The organism is Polynucleobacter cosmopolitanus (genome assembly GCF_002224225.1).
Classification (GTDB): Bacteria; Pseudomonadota; Gammaproteobacteria; order Burkholderiales; family Burkholderiaceae; genus Polynucleobacter; species Polynucleobacter cosmopolitanus.
This window is the reverse complement of record NZ_NJGG01000002.1, coordinates 143,097-162,675: the sequence shown is the minus strand read 5'-3', so window position 1 is coordinate 162,675 and position 19,579 is coordinate 143,097. Positions and strand designations below refer to the sequence as shown.

At 45.3% G+C, this 19,579-nt stretch carries 22 protein-coding genes; 17 read left to right on the top strand and 5 right to left on the bottom strand.

What is annotated here, in order from left to right:
• Positions 1-33: 33 nt before the first annotated feature.
• On the bottom strand, positions 34-1,242 hold the full coding sequence (locus AOC33_RS06270; protein WP_089515887.1) for a pyridoxal phosphate-dependent aminotransferase: 1,209 nt from the start codon (positions 1,240-1,242) through the stop codon (positions 34-36).
• A 19-nt stretch (positions 1,243-1,261) separates the two neighbouring features.
• Here AOC33_RS06270 and yaaA point away from each other — a divergent pair, with 19 nt between their 5' ends.
• Together yaaA and AOC33_RS06260 are read left to right on the top strand one after the other, a co-directional pair.
• The gene (gene yaaA / locus AOC33_RS06265) at positions 1,262-2,035 is read left to right on the top strand and encodes a peroxide stress protein YaaA (protein WP_089515885.1); all 774 of its coding nucleotides are present in this window, start codon (positions 1,262-1,264) and stop codon (positions 2,033-2,035) included.
• A gap of 5 nt (positions 2,036-2,040) precedes the next feature.
• On the top strand, positions 2,041-2,682 hold the full coding sequence (locus AOC33_RS06260; protein ID WP_245835625.1) for an SOUL family heme-binding protein: 642 nt from the start codon (positions 2,041-2,043) through the stop codon (positions 2,680-2,682).
• 21 nt (positions 2,683-2,703) lie between these two features.
• Here AOC33_RS06260 and AOC33_RS06255 read toward each other — a convergent pair whose 3' ends face one another.
• From AOC33_RS06255 to AOC33_RS06240, 4 genes are all read right to left on the bottom strand, one after another.
• Positions 2,704-2,937: a type II toxin-antitoxin system Phd/YefM family antitoxin gene (locus AOC33_RS06255; RefSeq protein WP_089515884.1), complete on the bottom strand. Its 234-nt coding sequence runs from the start codon at positions 2,935-2,937 to the stop codon at positions 2,704-2,706.
• 8 nt (positions 2,938-2,945) lie between these two features.
• Positions 2,946-4,157, bottom strand: coding sequence for a DUF2863 family protein (locus AOC33_RS06250; RefSeq protein ID WP_089515882.1), 1,212 nt, complete (start codon positions 4,155-4,157; stop codon positions 2,946-2,948).
• A 67-nt stretch (positions 4,158-4,224) separates the two neighbouring features.
• A complete protein-coding gene (locus AOC33_RS06245) occupies positions 4,225-5,196 on the bottom strand; it encodes an HpcH/HpaI aldolase/citrate lyase family protein (protein ID WP_089515880.1) in 972 nt (323 codons plus the stop codon).
• A 15-nt stretch (positions 5,197-5,211) separates the two neighbouring features.
• Positions 5,212-6,198, bottom strand: coding sequence for a malate dehydrogenase (locus AOC33_RS06240; protein ID WP_089515878.1), 987 nt, complete (start codon positions 6,196-6,198; stop codon positions 5,212-5,214).
• Positions 6,199-6,356: 158 nt separating this feature from the next.
• Here AOC33_RS06240 and AOC33_RS06235 point away from each other — a divergent pair, with 158 nt between their 5' ends.
• From AOC33_RS06235 to AOC33_RS06165, 15 genes are all read left to right on the top strand, one after another.
• A complete protein-coding gene (locus tag AOC33_RS06235; RefSeq protein WP_089515876.1) occupies positions 6,357-7,085 on the top strand; it encodes a GntR family transcriptional regulator in 729 nt (242 codons plus the stop codon).
• A gap of 130 nt (positions 7,086-7,215) precedes the next feature.
• The gene (sdhC, locus tag AOC33_RS06230) at positions 7,216-7,602 is read left to right on the top strand and encodes a succinate dehydrogenase, cytochrome b556 subunit (RefSeq protein ID WP_089515874.1); all 387 of its coding nucleotides are present in this window, start codon (positions 7,216-7,218) and stop codon (positions 7,600-7,602) included.
• Between the two features lie 9 nt (positions 7,603-7,611).
• On the top strand, positions 7,612-7,974 hold the full coding sequence (gene sdhD, locus AOC33_RS06225; RefSeq protein ID WP_089515872.1) for a succinate dehydrogenase, hydrophobic membrane anchor protein: 363 nt from the start codon (positions 7,612-7,614) through the stop codon (positions 7,972-7,974).
• 3 nt (positions 7,975-7,977) lie between these two features.
• On the top strand, positions 7,978-9,756 hold the full coding sequence (gene sdhA, locus AOC33_RS06220; protein ID WP_089515870.1) for a succinate dehydrogenase flavoprotein subunit: 1,779 nt from the start codon (positions 7,978-7,980) through the stop codon (positions 9,754-9,756).
• A gap of 18 nt (positions 9,757-9,774) precedes the next feature.
• Positions 9,775-10,482, top strand: coding sequence for a succinate dehydrogenase iron-sulfur subunit (locus AOC33_RS06215; protein ID WP_089515868.1), 708 nt, complete (start codon positions 9,775-9,777; stop codon positions 10,480-10,482).
• A complete protein-coding gene (locus AOC33_RS06210; RefSeq protein WP_089515866.1) occupies positions 10,482-10,745 on the top strand; it encodes an FAD assembly factor SdhE in 264 nt (87 codons plus the stop codon). Before AOC33_RS06215 ends, AOC33_RS06210 begins: the two co-directional genes overlap by 1 nt.
• A 79-nt stretch (positions 10,746-10,824) precedes the next feature.
• Positions 10,825-12,135 carry a citrate synthase gene (gene gltA / locus AOC33_RS06205; RefSeq protein WP_089515863.1) on the top strand — a complete coding sequence of 437 codons (1,311 nt, stop codon included), beginning with the start codon at positions 10,825-10,827 and terminating at the stop codon, positions 12,133-12,135.
• 12 nt (positions 12,136-12,147) lie between these two features.
• Positions 12,148-13,560: a 3-isopropylmalate dehydratase large subunit gene (gene leuC / locus AOC33_RS06200; protein ID WP_089515861.1), complete on the top strand. Its 1,413-nt coding sequence runs from the start codon at positions 12,148-12,150 to the stop codon at positions 13,558-13,560.
• An 18-nt stretch (positions 13,561-13,578) separates the two neighbouring features.
• The gene (locus AOC33_RS06195) at positions 13,579-13,764 is read left to right on the top strand and encodes a hypothetical protein (protein ID WP_089515859.1); all 186 of its coding nucleotides are present in this window, start codon (positions 13,579-13,581) and stop codon (positions 13,762-13,764) included.
• Positions 13,764-14,411 (top strand): 3-isopropylmalate dehydratase small subunit, encoded by a 648-nt coding sequence (leuD, locus tag AOC33_RS06190; protein ID WP_089515857.1) that lies wholly within the window; start codon positions 13,764-13,766, stop codon positions 14,409-14,411. The genes AOC33_RS06195 and leuD overlap by 1 nt, the downstream gene beginning before the upstream one ends.
• A 24-nt stretch (positions 14,412-14,435) precedes the next feature.
• The gene (gene leuB, locus AOC33_RS06185) at positions 14,436-15,503 is read left to right on the top strand and encodes a 3-isopropylmalate dehydrogenase (protein ID WP_089515855.1); all 1,068 of its coding nucleotides are present in this window, start codon (positions 14,436-14,438) and stop codon (positions 15,501-15,503) included.
• 62 nt (positions 15,504-15,565) lie between these two features.
• Positions 15,566-16,699 (top strand): aspartate-semialdehyde dehydrogenase, encoded by a 1,134-nt coding sequence (asd, locus tag AOC33_RS06180; protein ID WP_089515853.1) that lies wholly within the window; start codon positions 15,566-15,568, stop codon positions 16,697-16,699.
• A gap of 16 nt (positions 16,700-16,715) precedes the next feature.
• Complete coding sequence (locus AOC33_RS06175) at positions 16,716-18,065, top strand: FimV/HubP family polar landmark protein (protein WP_143744024.1); 1,350 nt, start codon at positions 16,716-16,718, stop codon at positions 18,063-18,065.
• A gap of 1 nt (position 18,066) precedes the next feature.
• Entirely contained in the window at positions 18,067-18,921 is an 855-nt protein-coding gene (gene truA, locus AOC33_RS06170; RefSeq protein WP_089515849.1) for a tRNA pseudouridine(38-40) synthase TruA, read from the top strand.
• Entirely contained in the window at positions 18,896-19,573 is a 678-nt protein-coding gene (locus AOC33_RS06165; protein ID WP_089515847.1) for a phosphoribosylanthranilate isomerase, read from the top strand. The genes truA and AOC33_RS06165 overlap by 26 nt, the downstream gene beginning before the upstream one ends.
• Positions 19,574-19,579 lie beyond the last annotated feature (6 nt).

The window sequence follows — 19,579 nt, the reverse complement described above, 5'->3', positions numbered from 1 at the left end:
CATCAAACAGCCAAGCAAGTAATCAACCAACCATTAAATACTTTGAAGTCTCTTCAGTGCTTCAGCCAAAGTACTTTCTTTTTTGGCGAAACAGAATCTGATCACGCCTGATTCAACAGGGTCACTGTAAAAAGCAGATACCGGAATCGCTGCCACTCCCACTTCTTTTGTTAGCCACTGACAAAAATCAGAGCTATTCAACTTAGCTTGTGGAATGCCTAGTTGCGTGTAATCAACGCACTGAAAATAAGTTCCAGGAGCAGGCAATAGCTTGAACTTGGTTTGCTCCAAACCTTGGCGCATGTAATTTCGTTTCTGCTGATAGAACCCTGCCAAATTCAAATAAGGGTCAGGATTTTTTAAATAATCAGCCAAGCCATATTGCACTGGAGTGTTGATGGTGAAGACATTGAACTGATGAACTTTTCTAAATTCAGCACTCAAATGAGCGGGGGCAGCCACATAGCCGACTTTCCAGCCAGTGACGTGATACGTTTTACCAAAGCTAGAAATAACAAAACTGCGTTGTGCTAATTCAGGATGGCGGGCCACGCTTTGATGGTCTTTGCCATCAAAGACCATGTGCTCATAGACCTCATCACTACAAATCAAGATATCCGTGTCTCGAACTAAATCAGCCAGACGATCAATATCAGCAGACTGCCACACCATTCCCGTTGGATTGTGTGGGGAATTGATCATGATCATTTTGGTACGGGAAGTGATGGCTTTTGCCATGGCATCCCATGGGATTTCATAACCACTGATATCCCCATCATCATTTCTCTTCACTATCAACTGAACTGGCACAGCGGTGCCTCCAACCGTATCAATCGAAGGGATGTAAGAGTCGTAGACGGGCTCAATCACAATCACTTCATCGCCAGGATTGATCGCACATGCAATCACCGTGAAAATTCCTTGAGTACCGCCAGCAGTGATTGTGATCTCTGTGGCTGGATCGTAGTGATGACCATACAAGGCACTTATCTTTTGACTGACAGCCTCGCGCAAGGGTGCAATACCCGTCATAGGCGGGTATTGATTGTGGCCATCACGCATGGCTTTATAAACAGCCTCTGGTAAAGCTGGATCGCAATCAAAGTCTGGAAAACCTTGACCTAAGTTAATGGCTTTGTGCTCATTGGCAAGGGCAGACATCACGGTAAAAATGGTGGTGCCAACTTTGGGTAAGCGAGAAGGGAGCGGTATTTGTCTCAAAGCAGTATTATTTAGATTCATTTAATTTGAATATTCTGCCATGTTGATCGTACTTTCGCCTGCAAAAAGTTTGGACTATGACACTCCGCCTTCCACGGACAAGCATACCTTGCCTATTTTTATCAATGAATCAGCCAAGTTGGTGACAGATTTAAAGAAACTGTCTTTACAAGAAGTCGCTGAATTGATGGATTTATCGGACAAATTAGCCGCTTTGAACGTGGCTCGCTTTGGCGAGTGGTCTAAGAAGTTCACAGCTAAAAATAGCAAACAAGCTATTTTGGCCTTCAATGGAGATGTGTATGAGGGGCTTGATGCAGGTTCTTTGAACGCTAAGGCTCTGGATTACACCCAAGAGCACGTCAGAGTACTTTCTGGCCTTTATGGTGTTTTAAAGCCTTTGGATTTGATGCAGCCATACCGTTTGGAGATGGGCACTTCATTCAAAAACACCGTTGGCAAAGATCTCTATGCTTTTTGGGGTGACAAAATCACCCTGGCTTTAAAAGAAGAATTGGAACAACAAAAATCTAAAACTTTGATCAACCTAGCTTCAGATGAGTACTTTAAATCGGTTAAAGCTGATACATTAGGTTTTCCAATTGTTGCTCCTGTCTTTCAGGATGAAAAAGCTGGCAAATACAAAATTGTTTCTTTCTACGCCAAACGTGCAAGAGGTTTGATGACTCGTTTCATCATTGATAACAAGATTGATAAAGCAGCTGACTTAAAAGACTTTGACTATGAAGGTTATAAGTTTGCCCCTAAAGAAAGCACTGATGCAAAACCTGTGTTCCGAAGAAAAGAACAGTGAACTGAATGATGACAAAGCAAGTGTCGAAATTTCTTTTGAGCTTTGCAGCTCTATCTGTGTTCATGGGTGGTGCGATGGCCAATGAAGAACCGCGTTATGAGGTTGTCAAAAAAGAGGGTGACTTCGAGGTTCGCCGCTATCAGCCCATGATCATTGCTGAAGTGTTGGTCACTGGCACTTTGAGCGAGGCTTCTAACAAGGGGTTTCGTCAGATAGCTGACTTTATCTTTGGTAACAATGAAGATCCAGTTAAGAAGCAGTCAGAAAAAATTGCCATGACGGCACCCGTGACCATGGAAGCAGACACATCTTCAAAGATTGCTATGACAGCACCTGTCACCATGGAAGGCAGTGGTGGTGCATGGAAAATGGCCTTTGTGATGCCAAGTAAGTTCACCATGGATACTTTGCCCAAACCTAAGAACTCGAATGTCATCATCAAACAGATGCCCGCCCAGCAAGTAGCAGTTGTGACATTCAGTGGTTGGGTGGATGAAGAGAAGTTGTCCGCACAAACGACTCGTTTGAACGAATGGATGGCTAAGAATGGTTTAAAGACTTCTGGCTCAGCACAGTTGTCGCGTTACAACCCGCCTTGGACTCTGCCATTCTGGCGCCGCAATGAAGTTTGGATGAAGCTGGATTAATTAATCTAGATTTGCGTGCGCTTAAAGAGTGCTTAAATCAACCTGAACTCTTTTGCCTTGCAATCGGCTTTTAGCTAGCTCCGTTAGATGGACATCGTCCAGTTTCTCCAAAAGTGCCTCATAACATTTTGCCGACAAAATATACGCAATAGGCTTTTTAGAGCTGTAAACGGCAATTGGCGAAGACCTTAACTCTTCAATGATGTCATTAAGATTCTTGCGTAAATTTGAAATACTGATTTTTGAATACTTCATGGATGCGTTTAATGAAATAATGGTTGCTGACTTGGTGTGTCATCAGGCATTTCAGCATGAACGATTTCACCGGCACGATCAACGAACATCGGCACGCCACAATCTTCACACATCTCTAGGCTAAATAACTCAGCGTGCCTGAGCTGATCTTCAACGCCTGAGTTTTTGATCGTGTCATAAATTTCCCGAATAGGACTGTCTTCAATTGAAATATCGTTGATTGAATCATTGGCAACGGTTTCTCTATCGTACAAAGGCCAAACCACGCCATAGAGGATTTCTTTGGAACCTTTGAGCGCAAAAGATATTCTGTATTCATCACATTGCTCATCACCAAATCCTGCAATGATGCAAGATAAGCCAGCAGGTTCAACGTTCAACATTGATTCAAGATAATTGACGGCTGCCAAAATGCTCAAAGGTCTGATCTTGCGATCTGCTTCACGGCAGTTGGTGAAATAAGCCTCTGGTAAAGATAGTTCAAATTCGCAGCCTGGCATGATCGCTGCAACCGTATCTTGCATCCCTGTTTGCCAATTCTGCAAACAAACACTTCGCTCTTGGCGTCTAGGCGTATCCTCTTGCCATCTAAAAATTGGGCCACCAGAAGGAGCTGCTACTGCGCCAACGATGTAACGTGGATCTGCTAAAACAGGAATCGTTTCAGGCATGTCGCGCAACTCTAATTTAATCTCTCCGGCATTCACCGCCGCAGATGCTAACTTTTCAAGCAACAAACGAGTTTGACAATGTGAGTGAGGCATTTGATCGATGCTGTAAAGCCAAGGTACCAATGCAATCAAAGCATCTTGCGCAACGATCTGGTCATGTAACAAGTTGCCTGTCGCTGCGATTGATTCAGAGCTGAGCTTGCCTGAAGGAATGCTGTAACGAGTTCTTGCGATGATTGGGATAGCAATCAACACCACATCCCAGCTCTTGCCGTCTTGTTCTAATGTCAAAGACTCTGCCAAAGTTTCAGCGTTTTCTGCCAATGAGTCAAAAGCAATCGGATTGATTTTGAGTGTTTGATCCAATGCGCTTTCAATCGCATTTTGATTTTGCGCATGCAATAAGCGCAACAAACGATCGAGTAATTTGGTTTCCCAAAAAATATCTTCTACGCGACTGCCCGAAGCTGCCAATGACAGCGCATCAGAAACCAAGCGTTCTGCTTCAGGAGATATGCGTGAGGAATTTTTAGGGCGGTAACTAGACATAAACACATTCTAAGCAAAACAAGACCCTGTGGTTCAAAGCTTGCAACTATATTTTTTTATCTAAGGCTTAAAGTAACTTTTCAGCTTTGGCTGGAATGGCATGACCAGTTAAATGAGCTTTTTGCAAAATAGTCCAGAAATACCTGTAACTGGCTCGATCATGAAGTTTGCCTTCATGCTGTATCGGTCCCCATTGTGCTACTTGGGCTGCTAATAAAATAGAACAGGCTTCTTCAATCTCACTCGGGGAAGGCGATAAAGTCTTCACAATCACAGGAATTTGATTTGGATGAATGCTCCATTTGCGTGTGAAGCCAAATTCATTCTTGGCTCTCAAAGTGTCAGATTCAATGATGGCGACATCATTGATATTGGTGCAAACATTATGAGAAGCTACTTTGCCATGTGCATGACAGGCCGCTGAAATCTCTAACATGGCGCGTGCTACCAAAGGATGATCAAACTGACCGCGGTCCATTGCACTACCAGGGATGGCCCCATGATGAGCTGAAACAAAATCCATCAAACCAAAACTCAAAGACTCGACTTGTTCTAGCGCTGCAATGGCTTGAACATCTTGAAGTGCGCCATGAGTTTCAATCAGAACTTGAATTGGAATCACTCGGCCAATATTGGCAGTTTTAGCGACATGATTGATTTCATCAATGATGCTTTGTGTTTGTGTGGCTGAAACCACTTTCGGAATCATCACGAAGGCGATTTTTTTGCCAGCTTGCTTGATCAGAGTTGCGACATCCGCTTTCCAGCAAGAATGACTCGGATCATGGATTCTGACCCCCACACGATTGAAACGATTATCTGAACTTAAAAGAATGTCGGCAACCAGTTGAGCATGTTCTGCTTCTTTGCCAACAGGTGCGCCATCTTCACAATCAAACGTGATATCAAAGACGGGACCTAATTCTGCTTGCAAAGCCAATGCTTTGCGCATGCGCACTTCAGTGCCTGCGTAGTGATCACAAACAGGTAAGGCCCTCGGAAGGGCCTCACCTTGGAACAACACTTGACTAGGTTGCATGAGTTGAGCGTTTGCTTAGAGCAAATGCTTCACGCCTTCTTGCTCTTCAGTCAATTCATTCAATGTGAAATTCATGCGCTCACGTGAGAACGCATCAACTTCTAAACCTTGAACAATCTTGTACTCGCCATTCTCGCAAGTCACTGGGAAGCCATACATCACATCTTTAGGGATGTCGTATGAGCCATCTGATGGAATACCCATCGTGACCCACTTGCCATTTGTGCCGCAATGCCAATCATGGATGTGATCGATTGCTGCATTGGCAGCAGAAGCTGCTGAAGACAAACCACGTGCATCAATGATCGCTGCGCCACGCTTACCAACTGTAGGCAAGAATGTGTTCTTGTTCCACTCTTCATCATTGATCATTTGCTTCACTGATTGACCGCCAATCATTGCGAAACGATAGTCAGGGTACATCGTTGGGCTGTGGTTACCCCACACAATCAATTTCTCGATATCAGCCACTGCTTTACCAGTCTTAGCTGCCAATTGTGACAAAGCACGGTTGTGGTCCAAACGTAACATGGCTGTGAAATTCTTAGCTGGTAGATCTGGTGCTGATTTCATGGCGATATAAGCATTGGTGTTTGCTGGGTTACCAACCACCAATGTCTTAACAGTGCGCTTAGCAACTGCGTTCAAGGCTTTACCTTGAGCTGTGAAAATTTGAGCGTTGGCTGACAAAAGATCTTTACGCTCCATGCCAGGACCGCGAGGACGAGCACCCACTAGAACTGCGTAGTCAATGTCTTTGAATGCTGTCATTGGGTCGCTGTGAGCTGTCATACCTGCCAACAATGGAAATGCGCAGTCATCGATTTCCATCATCACGCCTGAAAGGGCTTTTTGAGCTTTTTCATCAGGGATTTCTAATAACTGCAAAATCACCGGTTGGTCTTTACCCAACATGTCGCCATTGGCGATGCGGAATAGTAATGAATAGCCAATTTGGCCGGCTGCGCCAGTAACTGCGACGCGCAAAGGTGCTTTTGCCATGAGTTTGCTCCGAACTTGAATTAAAAAAGTGATATTGCGCCTTGGTTCTGACGCTAAACGTACAAAGTTTAGGACTTTATGACTATTTCTGTCAAATACTCTTATATAAGACATAAGTCTATAGACTAAAACCCCTTGGTTGTGATGAAATAACGGTCATGACCGAAACAATTGCAACTTTTAGCCCGCTTTATCAGCAAATTAAGGCTCTGATACTGGGAAGCTTGCAGGCTGGAGAATGGAAGCCTGGAGAGGCCATTCCCAGTGAAAATGACTTGGCCACCAGGTTCAAGGTCAGTCAGGGCACTGTTCGCAAGGCGATTGATGAGTTGGCCAGTGAAAATCTCTTGGTTAGAAGGCAAGGCAAGGGGACTTTTGTTGCGACCCACCACGAGGATCGGGTTCATTTCAGATTTTTGAGACTGGTTCCAGATAACGGTGAGCCCCATTACCCCAAAAGCACTATTTTGGACTGCAAGCGCTTGAGGGCGCCTGCTGAGATTGCCCGTTTATTGGATTTGAAGTCTGGCGATGCCGTGATTCAAATTGAGCGTATTCTGTACTTCTCGAGTGAGGCAACGGTTTACGAAGAAATTTGGCTGCCAGGAACAACTTTCAAGGGTTTGAGTGTCGAGCGCTTGGTTGAGTGGCGTGGTCCGATGTACGCCTTGTTTGAAACTGAATTTGGCACCCACATGGTGCGAGCAACTGAACGCTTGAGAGCAGTTGCGGCAGATGAGTTGTCTGCTAAGCACTTAGGAGTTGAGCAAAATACTCCACTATTAGCCGTGGAGCGTGTCTCATACACCTACGGAGAGCGCCCAGTCGAGGTTCGTAAGGCTGTTTATTTGACGGCAAGCCATCATTATTTAAATGAATTAAATTAACGATGTAGGCAGTTTTTAATATTTTTTGGATTTAGCAGCAGTTTTTTTTGAAAAGTCAGACTTAAGAAAGTTAATTAAGCGATAAAATCATTTGTTTTGCAGCACAGCAAAAAATTATTAGGGGTTTGAAATGCCAGAATTTAGAAATATTCATGTTTTTGACTTGATGAAATATCGTTTGCCATGGGCTGGCAAAGTGTCAATCTTGCATCGCGTGAGCGGCTTGTTGATGTTTATTTTGATCCCATTTGTGCTTTATCTTTTAGATAAAAGCATCACTTCAGAGATCAGTTTTGAAACTTTCAAAGCAGTGATGGCGCATCCGATCATCAAATTGATCGTTTTGGCTTTGATTTGGTCATACCTCCATCACTTCTGTGCTGGCATTCGTTTCTTGATGCTAGATCTTCACAAAGGTATTGATAAGTACTCAGCAGCTAAATCAGCGGTTGGTGTTCTGGTGGTTAGTTTGAGTTTGACAGCAGTTTGTGCTGCCAAGCTATTTGGTTTGTTTTAAGGAATCCACATGGCTAATAACAATATCGGACCTAAGCGCATCGTAGTAGGTGCTCATTACGGCCTTAAAGACTGGTTGTTGCAACGCGTGACTGCGGTCATTTTGATTGTCTTTACATTAATTTTATTGGTGTCATTTTTGCTAGGTGATGCAACTTATGAAGCTTGGTCTGGTTTGTTTGCCAACCAGATCATGAAGTTGATCACATTGTTGGCCATCATGAGTTTGTTGTTTCACGCATGGATTGGTGTTCGCGACATTTGGATGGATTACATCAAACCAGTGAGCATTCGTTTGACACTGCACGTATTAACCGCGTTATGGCTGATTGCTTGTTTTGGCTATACCGCTCAAATCCTTTGGAGGGTGTAACGCATGGCTGCCATCAAGACAGCATTACCTACACGTCGTTTTGACGTTGTTATCGTTGGCGCCGGCGGTGCCGGTATGCGAGCTTCATTGCAATTGGCTGAAGCTGGCTTAAACGTTGCAGTTTTATCAAAGGTTTTCCCAACACGTTCACACACAGTGGCAGCGCAGGGTGGTATCGGTGCTTCATTGGGCAACATGAGTGACGACAATTGGCACTACCACTTCTTTGACACAGTCAAAGGATCTGATTGGTTAGGTGACCAAGATGCGATCGAGTTCATGTGTCGTGAAGCTCCAAAAGTAGTTTATGAGTTAGAGCATTACGGTATGCCTTTTGACCGCAACCCAGATGGCACTATTTATCAACGTCCATTCGGTGGTCACACTGCCAACTACGGTGAAAAAGCTGTGCAACGTGCATGTGCTGCAGCGGATCGTACGGGTCACGCTTTATTGCACACCCTCTATCAGCGCAACGTGCGCGCCAAGACACACTTCTTCGTTGAATGGATGGCGCTAGACATTATTCGTGACTCTGAAGGTGATGTGGTTGGTGTGACTGCTTTAGAAATGGAAACTGGAGAAGTGCATATTCTTCAGGCCAAGTGCGTGATGTTTGCAACTGGTGGTGCTGGCCGTATTTGGCAAGCTTCAACCAATGCCTTCATCAACACAGGTGATGGTATGGGTATGGCAGCTCGCGCTGGTGTACCCCTAGAAGACATGGAATTCTGGCAATTCCACCCAACTGGCGTTGCTGGTGCGGGTGTGTTGTTGACCGAAGGTTGTCGTGGTGAAGGTGCGATTCTTTTGAACAGCTCTGGTGAGCGATTCATGGAGCGTTATGCGCCAACTCTAAAAGATCTTGCACCAAGAGACTTTATTTCTCGTTGTATGGACCAAGAGATCAAAGAAGGTCGTGGTTGTGGTCCAAACAAAGACTACATCGAACTCGACTTAACTCATTTGGGCGCCGATACCATTCACAAGCGTTTGCCATCTGTTTATGAGATTGGTATCAACTTTGCTAACGTTGATGTTACAAAGAATCCAATTCCAGTTGTGCCAACGATTCACTACCAGATGGGCGGTATTCCAACCAACATTCATGGTCAAGTGGTGGCTCCTAAGAATGGCAATCCTAACGAAATCATCAATGGCTTCTACGCGATGGGTGAGTGCTCTTGCGTATCAGTGCACGGTGCCAATCGTTTAGGTACTAACTCATTGTTAGACTTGTTAGTGTTTGGCCGTGCTGCTGGTAACCACGTTGTGGAAACAGCGTTGAAACAAAAAGAGCACAAGCCACTACCAGCAGATGCTGCTGATAGCTCATTGGCACGTTTGGCTAAATTGGACAATTCAACATCTGGTGAATACACACAAGATGTGGCCAATGACATTCGCAGCACAATGCAAAAGCATTGTGGTGTGTTCCGTACTCAAGAAATCATGGATGGCGGCGTCACCAAAATGGCAGCGATCACTGAGCGCGCGAAGAGCATTCACTTGAAAGACAAGTCAAAAGTGTTCAACACAGCTCGTATCGAAGCTCTTGAATTAGAGAACTTGGTTGAAGCTGCTAACGCCACAATGGTTTCAGCTGCTGCTCGTAAAGAAAGTCGTGGCGCACACGCTCACGATGATCACCCTGAGCGCAACGATCAGCAATGGATGAAGCACACACTCTGGTACAGCGAAGGTAACAAGCTTGATTACAAGCCTGTGAAGTTAACTCCGCTAACAGTCGAATCTATTCCACCAAAAGTTCGTACTTTCTAAAAGTATTAAGGAAGAAACATGAGCGATACACGTATATTTGAAGTCTACCGTTACGATCCAGAAGTCGATGCAGCGCCACGCATGCAAAGTTATGAAGTGGAGTTGGATGGTTCTGAGCGCATGTTGTTAGATGCGTTGATGAAGCTAAAGAAGATGGATGAGACTTTGTCTTTCCGTCGTTCTTGCCGCGAAGGTGTTTGTGGATCTGATGCCATGAACATCAACGGTAAAAATGGCCTAGCTTGCTTGACCAATATGTTGACTTTGCCAAAGAAGATTTCTTTGCGTCCACTACCTGGTTTGCCAGTGGTGCGTGACTTGATCGTTGACATGACTCAGTTCTTCAAGCAATACCACTCGATTCGTCCTTATTTGGTGAACGATGTTCCGCCTCCTGAGAAAGAGCGTTTGCAAAGCCCAGAAGAGCGTGAAGAGTTGGATGGTTTGTATGAGTGCATTTTGTGCGCCTCATGCTCAACCGCTTGCCCATCATTCTGGTGGAATCCAGATAAGTTCGTGGGCCCAGCTGGTTTGTTACAGGCATACCGCTTCATCGCAGACAGTCGTGATCAAGTGACATCAGAGCGTTTGGATAACTTAGAAGATCCATACCGTTTGTTCCGTTGCCACACCATCATGAACTGTGTGGATGTTTGTCCTAAAGGATTGAACCCAACAAAAGCGATTGGTAAGATCAAAGAGTTAATGGTTCGACGAGCTGTTTAATGCCGATACCATCTGAAACCTTGTCGCTCTTGCGTTGGCGTGCGCGACGAGGTTTGCTTGAAAATGATTTGATGATGGAGCGTTTCTTTGAGCGCTTTCATGATCGGATTGAAGAGGCTGACTTAGAGCCTCTCAATACTTTGTTGGATTTAAGTGACAATGACTTGATGGATTTGTTGCTGCGTCGCAAGGAACCGGAGGGGGAACTTGCGACTGAAGGTGTGCATCGTGTTCTAGCCATGTTGCGCCCAGTTAGAAATTAATCATTTCTATTAAAGAAGTAGCTAGGAATAAAACTTGTTAGTTTGCTAAAAAACAAAAACGCGTATAAGGGATTGAAATATGAACGCAACAAATGAAAAAGCCACGTTATCGTTCTCTGATGGCACACCAGCCATTGAGTTACCTATCTACAAGGGTGTAGTTGGTCCTGACGTGATTGATATTCGCAAACTTTATGGTCAGACAGGTAAATTCACATATGACCCAGGTTTTATGTCTACTGCTTCATGTAACTCAAAGATCACTTATATCGATGGTGACAAAGGTGAGTTGCTTTATCGCGGTTACCAAATTCAGGATTTGGCCACTAACTGCGATTTCTTAGAGTCTTGCTATTTATTATTAAAAGGTGAGTTGCCAAATGCAACTCAAAAGAAAGAATTTGATGACTTGGTCATGCACCACACCATGGTGCACGAGCAGATGCAATTCTTCTTGCGTGGCTTCCGCCGTGATGCACACCCAATGGCTGTATTGACTGGCTTGGTAGGCGGTATGGCGGCTTTCTATCACGATGGTTTAGACATCAATGATGCTCATCAACGTGAAGTGTCACAAATTCGTTTGATCGCAAAAATGCCAACATTGGTAGCGATGGCTTACAAGTATTCAGTTGGCCAGCCAATGATTTACCCAAAGAACAATCTTTCATACACAGCTAATTTCATGCAAATGATGTTTGCAACTCCTTGTGAAGAATACAAGGTGAATGAAGTATTGGTCAGAGCGTTGGATCGCATCTTCATTTTGCATGCTGACCACGAACAAAATGCTTCAACTTCAACAGTTCGTTTGGCTGGTTCTTCAGGTACCAACCCATTTGCTGCGATTGCTGCTGGTGTGGCTTGCTTGTGGGGTCCTGCTCACGGCGGTGCTAACGAAGCTTGCTTACAGATGTTGGAAGAGATTCAAGCCAATGGTGGTGTTGAGAAGATCGACGACTTCATTGCTAAAGTTAAAGACAAAAACTCTGGTGTTCGTTTGATGGGCTTTGGTCACCGCGTTTACAAAAACTTTGACCCACGCGCTAAATTGATGCGTGAAACATGTTATGAAGTTCTCAAAGAGTTGGGTCTTGAGAATGATCCATTGTTCAAGTTAGCGATGACACTTGAGAAGATTGCTTTGGAAGACGAATACTTCGTGAGTCGTAAACTCTATCCAAACGTTGACTTCTACTCAGGCATTGTTCAGCGTGCATTGGGTATTCCAACAGAAATGTTCACTTGTATTTTTGCTCTTGCACGCACAGTGGGTTGGATTTCACAGTGGGAAGAAATGATCACTGATTCAGAATATAAGATTGGTCGTCCGCGTCAGTTGTTTGTTGGTAGTCCAACACGCACTGTTCAGCCAATCGCCAAGCGTTAATTAGGAAGATTCATGGCTCGTACTTTGTATGACAAGTTATGGGATGACCATGTTGTTCACATGGAAGAGGACGGTACCACCGTCCTCTACATTGATCGACAGTTATTGCATGAAGTAACCAGTCCTCAAGCCTTTGAGGGTTTGTCTTTAGCGCAGCGCCCAGTTTGGAGAAATTCAGCCAATTTGGCGGTGTCAGATCACAACGTTCCTACAACCGATCGTTCAGAAGGCATCAAAGATCCAGTATCACGTTTACAAATTGATACCTTGGATCAAAACTGCGATGCATTTGGCATCACTCAATACAAGATGCACGATAAGCGTCAAGGCATCGTGCACGTGATTGGACCAGAGCAGGGCGCTACATTGCCTGGCATGACAGTGGTTTGTGGTGACTCTCATACAAGTACGCACGGTGCTTTTGGCGCATTGGCGTTTGGTATCGGCACATCAGAAGTGGAGCATGTTTTGGCCACGCAAACGTTGCTGATGAAGAAAAGTAAAAATATGTTGGTGCGCGTCGAAGGTCAATTACCTTTGGGTTGCTCCGCTAAAGACATTGTTTTAGCCATTATTGGCAAGATTGGTACTGCTGGCGGTACTGGTTACACGATTGAATTTGCAGGTCAAGCGATTCGTGCTTTATCGATGGAAGGTCGTATGACCATCTGCAATATGGCAATTGAAGCGGGTGCTCGTGCAGGCATTGTGGGTGTAGATGAAACAACCATCAACTACGTCAAAGGTCGTCCTTATGCTCCAGCAGAAGGTGAAGCTTGGCGTCAAGCTTTGCAGTATTGGAGAAAGTTACACACCGATGAGGGCGCGGTATTTGATCGAGTGGTTGAGTTGCGCGCAGAAGAGATCAAGCCTCAAGTGACTTGGGGAACCTCACCAGAAATGGTTTTATCGATTGAAGACAAAGTACCTGATCCTGAAAAAGAAAAAGATCCGGTCAAGCGCGAAGCCATGGAAAGAGCTTTGAGCTATATGGCACTCACGCCCAATACAGCGATTGAAGCCATCATGGTAGATAAAGTCTTCATTGGTTCTTGCACCAATAGTCGTATTGAAGACATCCGGGCTGCTGCAAGGGTTGTTGAGCGTATCGCCAAGAAAGTATCGCCCACTGTGAAGTTGGCCATGGTCGTTCCTGGTTCTGGTTTAGTAAAAGAGCAAGCAGAGCGCGAAGGTTTGGATCGCGTGTTCAAGGCTGCTGGCTTTGAGTGGCGTGAACCTGGTTGCTCCATGTGCTTGGCCATGAACGCTGATCGTCTTGAGCCAGGTGAGCGTTGCGCTTCTACATCAAACCGTAATTTTGAGGGACGCCAAGGTAATGGCGGGAGAACACATTTGGTGAGTCCTGCGATGGCGGCAGCTGCAGCTTTAGAAGGTCACTTTGTTGATGTTCGTAAAATAGCCTAAATCCCGGAGACGATAAATATGAGAACTTTAAAATTAGTATTTGCTTGTTTGATGGCAACTTCATTGATGGCCTGCAATACGATTTCTGGTATTGGTCAAGATCTTCAAAACCTAGGAAGCGTGGTTGATAAAAACACTTCTAAGAAATCTGACTCTGGTAATGAGGCTTCAAATTCTGGCGTGGTAGTTACACCGGTTAAATAATGAATAAGTTCACAATACACCAAGGCTTGGTTGCTCCACTTGATCGCGAGAATGTGGACACCGATGCCATCATTCCAAAACAGTTTTTGAAATCAATCAAAAGAACTGGCTTTGGACAAAACTTGTTTGATGAATGGCGTTATTTAGATCATGGTGAACCTGGCCAAGATTGTTCTAACCGCCCATTAAATCCTGACTTTGTTTTAAACCAATCTCGTTACAAAGGCGCAAGCATTCTTTTAGCTCGCCAAAACTTTGGTTGTGGCAGTTCTCGTGAGCATGCTCCTTGGGCTTTGGAGCAGTATGGTTTCAGAGCGGTGATTGCTCCAAGCTTTGCAGATATCTTCTTTAATAACTGTTATAAAAATGGTTTATTACCAATCGTTCTATCTGCTCAGCAAGTTGATCACTTGTTCAATGAAACAGCCGCATTCAATGGTTACCAATTAACCATTGATCTAGAAAAACAACAGGTGATTGCGCCTGATGGTCGCACGTATGATTTTGATATCGCGGCATTTAGAAAATATTGCATGGTCAATGGTTTGGACGATATTGGTTTGACCTTGCGACACGCAGACAAAATCAAGACTTATGAGTCTGAAAGAGTTTTGCGCATGCCTTGGTTAGCGACAAAGCTCCCTTAATTTTTTCCTGTTTAAAGGTTTGACATGAAGATTGCAGTATTGCCAGGTGATGGCATTGGCCCTGAAATCATTGCAGAAGCAGTGAAGGTCTTGAATGCCTTGGGTGAATCTTTTGAAATGGAAACTGCCCCAGTGGGTGGTGCTGGCTATGAAGCTAAAGGCCATCCATTGCCAGAAGACACTCTGAAGTTAGCTAAAGAAGCTGATGCCATTTTGTTTGGGGCTGTAGGTGATTGGAAGTACGACACTTTGGCCCGTGAATTGCGACCTGAGCAAGCGATTCTTGGTTTGCGCAAACACCTCAGTTTATTTGCTAACTTAAGACCGGCGATTTGTTATCCAGAGTTGACTGAAGCATCTAGCTTAAAACCAGAAATCATTGCTGGTTTGAACATCTTGATCGTGCGTGAGTTGAACGGCGATATTTACTTTGGTTCACCAAAGGGTATTCGCACTGCCACAGATGGTTTATTTCCTGGAGCGCGTGAAGGTTTTGACACCATGCGTTATTCAGAGCCTGAAGTGGAGCGCATTGCTCACGTGGCATTTCAGGCGGCTCAAAAACGCCATAAACGATTGTGCAGTGTTGATAAATCCAATGTGCTTGAGACTTCACAATTGTGGAGAGAAGTCATGACGCGCATCGGACAAGAATATCCTGATGTTGAACTCAGCCACATGTATGTTGATAACGCAGCCATGCAACTTGTCAAAGCACCAAAAGCATTTGATGTGGTGGTGACTGGTAACTTATTCGGCGATATCTTGTCTGATGAAGCATCCATGTTGACTGGTTCAATCGGTATGTTGCCATCTGCTTCATTGGATAAAAATAACAAAGGGCTGTATGAGCCAAGCCATGGTTCAGCACCTGACATTGCAGGTAAAGGTATTGCTAATCCTTTGGCAACCATTTTGTCTGCAGCCATGATGTTGCGTTATTCATTGGGTAAAGCTGAGCAAGCCAACCGCATTGAAGCTGCTGTGCAAAAAGTGTTGGCTCAGGGTTATCGCACGGGTGATATCAAGACGGCGGGCTGCCAATTGGTAGGCACAAAAGAAATGGGCGAAGCGGTTCTAAAAGCTCTGTAAGATAGATGTCCCAGGTTCATTAATAAAATTAACAAAAACTTTTTAAAAATATAGGTGTGGTGATGGCAACTCCATTGGTAGGTTTAGTAGGTTGGCGCGGTATGGTTGGCAGTGTCTTGATGCAGCGCATGCAAGATGAAGGCGATTTCGCATTCATTGAGCCAGTCTTTTTTAGCACGAGCAATGCTGGTGGGCCAGCGCCGGCGATGGCTAAGAATGAGAAAAAACTTTACTCAGCTGATGATATTGATGCCTTGAAGCGTTGCGAGATCATCATCACTTGCCAAGGTGGCGATTACACCAAAGAGATTTACCCAAAGATTCGTGCCGCTGGTTGGAAAGGTCATTGGATTGATGCAGCCAGTTCATTGCGCATGGTTGATGAGTCTGTGATCATTTTGGATCCAGTGAACCGCCCAGTGATCGATTCTGCTATCAGCAAAGGTGGCAATCTGTGGGTGGGCGGTAACTGCACCGTGAGTTTGATGTTGATGGCGATGGGCGGCTTGTTCCGTGAAGGTGCCATTGAGTGGGTGAGTGCCATGACTTACCAAGCAGCTTCTGGGGCGGGTGCTCAGAACATGCGTGAGTTATTGTCTCAAATGGGTGCTTTGCACGATGCCGTTAAAGTAGAATTGGCTGATCCTGCATCTGCTATTTTGGACATTGATCGCAAAGTTGCTGAAACGATGCGCTCGGCTAATTTCCCGAAAAAGAATTTCCGCAACACAGCCTTGGCTGGTAGCTTGATTCCATGGATTGATGTGCCGGTTGAGCATGGTCAAACCAAGGAAGAGTGGAAGGGCGGTTCAGAGTGCAACAAGATTCTAGGTAACCCTCCATTCAGATCAGCGGGCAGTATTCCAATTGATGGCTTATGTGTGCGTATCGGCGCGATGCGTTGCCATTCACAGGGCTTGACCATCAAGCTCAAAAAAGACATTCCTTTGAGCGATATTGAGGGCATCTTGGCGAGCGCAAATGATTGGGTCAAGGTAGTGCCAAACGATCGCGAAACGACCGAAAGAGATCTAACACCTGCTGCTGTGACTGGTACTTTGACTGTGCCTGTGGGACGTTTGCATAAATTAGCCATGGGCCCTGATTATTTAGGCGCATTCACAGTAGGCGACCAGTTGTTATGGGGCGCTGCTGAGCCATTGCGCCGTATGTTGCGCATTTTGTTGGAGCGTTAATTTCTTGATTGCGCTCTTGCCAAGTTTTCATCGTTTAGCACTTGGGTTGATCTCGGCAATTTTTGCCGGACAAGCGCTTGCCTTGAATTTAGGCAACTTGAGCATTCAGTCAAAAGTGGGTGAGCCGCTGCTTGCTCAAATCTCGATTCAAATTGATCCTGCAGAACTTGCCTCAATCAAAGATGTGCAGGCGGCTTTGGCCGGTCCTGAGATGTATCAACGATTGGGCATCACATCTTCTAATGTCCAAGCGCAATTAAAAGTCGAGTTACTGAAGGGCTCAAAAGAAGAGCCGGTAGCGATCAAGATCACTTCAGATGAAGTCTTAAAATTAGCTGCCAATGAAATATTCTTGGATGCTTTGGTAGAGCTTCGCTGGTCAACTGGTTTGGTGCGCCGTGTTTACACATTGATGGTGGCAGATCAAGCGCGTGTAGAGGTAAAAGCTGGAGATACGCTGACTGAAATTGCCAGCAAGCTGGCGGCTAATTTTGATGAGGCCAGTCTTGATCAGGCTTTGATTTCTTTGTACAGGGTCAATCCTCAAGCATTCGCTGGCGGTAGTATCCATCGCTTGATGGCTGGTGCTGAGTTAAAGATGCCTAGCCAAGCAATGGTCAAGAGTGTGCCAAAGCAAGAGGCCAAAGAAATTGCACAGTCTGCGGACGTAGCTTATCGCTCAGGCAAGGCTGACATGCCATTGAGTGGATTGACTGCAAGTCAAGATAAAGAGATTCCACCAACAAACGTTGTGGGTGATCGATTAAAGGTGGGTCCTGCTGCTGGCTTAGAGGGTGAAGCCAAGCGCCGCATGGAAGAATTGCTGGTTCAAGAGAAAGCTTTATCAGAAGCCAAGCAAAGAATTGTTGAATTAGAAAAAAACATTGCTGATCTCAAGAAGTTGATGCAAAACCAAGGGGCAGGGCAAGCAAATACCGAGACATTTGATTGGAGAAATCAAACTGGTCCTTTGGCTATTGCCGTTTTTGTTTTCCTAGCAATTTTGGTTTTATTAAAGCTATCAAAGAGTGAGGCAAAGAAGGTTCGTCAGTCTGATAGTTCTGCTGCTAAGCCAAATGCTCCGTTAAATACAGTTCCTGAACAAGCCGCCAAGTTGTTCGCATCGCTTGATTTAAATCTTGGACCTGCACCAGTTGCTTCTCAAAACTCTGGCGTATCTTTGCCGAGTCCTGAAAGTCTTCGTGTGAAACTGAATCTGATCAGAGCCTACATCACCATTGAAGATTTCGCCGCCGCTAGAGTGGCCATCCAGGAAGTATTGGCAGTGAGCAATCAGATTGATCCTGCGTTAACCATTCAAGCCAAATCATTGATGGCTGAAGTTAATCAACTCTCATCCAAATAGCATGCGCATTGCCTTGGGTTTGCAGTATGACGGGTCTGCTTTCTCTGGCTGGCAAACCCAAAGTAACGGCCAAACAGTTCAAGATCACCTAGAGTTAGCCTTGAGTCGCTTCATTGGTGAAAACAATGAGCCAGTTAAAACCATCACAGCAGGAAGAACCGACACAGGAGTTCATGCTTTGGGTCAGGTGGTTCATTTTGATACTGAAGTGGTGAGACCAGATCTTTCTTGGGTAAAAGGCGTTAATGCCTTTTTGCCACCAAGTGTCACAGTTCAGTGGGTCAAGCCAGTGCCTGATCATTTTGATGCCCGTTACATGGCTTTTGAGCGAAGCTATTGCTATGCCTTGCTCACTGGTTCAACGCCATCCCCTTTGTTGCACGGCAAAGCAGGCTTTCTGAATTTACCCAAGGGTAAAACCTTGGATACACTGGCCATGCATGAAGCAGCCCAGGTATTGGTGGGTGAGCATGACTTCAGTTCATTTCGTTCCTCTGAATGCCAAAGTAAAACCCCGATCAAGACTTTGTACCAAGTATCAGTGATTGAGAATGGACCATGGGTGTACTTTGTTTTCAGGGGCAATGCCTTCCTTCATCACATGGTTCGTAATTTGGTGGGCAGTTTGCTCTTGATTGGGGCTGGAAAAGAACCGGTCACTTGGATGAGCAGTTTGTTGGCAGCAAAAAATCGCCAATTGGCGGGCGCCACCTTCATGGCCGATGGACTTTATCTTCTTAGGGTAGGATACCCAGAACAATTCGATATTCCTGAGCCGAATTTGGCCAATAGCTTTTTACCAATCAATCTTTTAGGGCAGTCAGGCACTGATGGGCTTACTCAAGCAAACCGCTGATAAAACCAGAATTAAGTTCTGTGGTTTTACTCGTTCAAGCGATGTGGATGCGGCTGTTTCCATGGGAGTTGATGCCCTGGGATTCGTCTTTTATGAGCCCAGCCCCCGGTATGTCAGCCCTGAAATGGCCGCTGCCTTGATTGCCCGCATGCCTGGTGGGATGGATGCTGTGGCTTTGGTGGTAAACCCAACAGATGAAGAGGTTTTGAGGATCCAGGAGCGTGTTCCCACGACTTTGTGGCAGTTTCATGGAGATGAGACCCCGGAACGCTGTCAAGAGATCGCTCAGGGCATGCCATGGCTGAAAGCCGCCAGAATCAAGGCGGGCTTCAACTTATCTGAATTTTCTCTACAATACGCAGATGCAGCCGGCTTTTTACTGGATGCCTTCGTTGAGGGCTATGGTGGCGGTGGGCATGTATTTGATTGGTCATTGATACCGGACACATGGACAAAAGAAAACGCGCATCGGGTCGTTTTGAGTGGTGGATTGAACACGCACAACGTGGGCGAGGGTATTACACACCTTAAACCTTGCGCTGTGGATGTGTCGAGTGGCATTGAAGTGGCAAAAGGTCAAAAAAGCCCTGAATTAATGAAGGCGTTTATTCAAGCAGTCCGGGATGCCGATCAAGGCATCTCATTCGTGTAGAGGTAA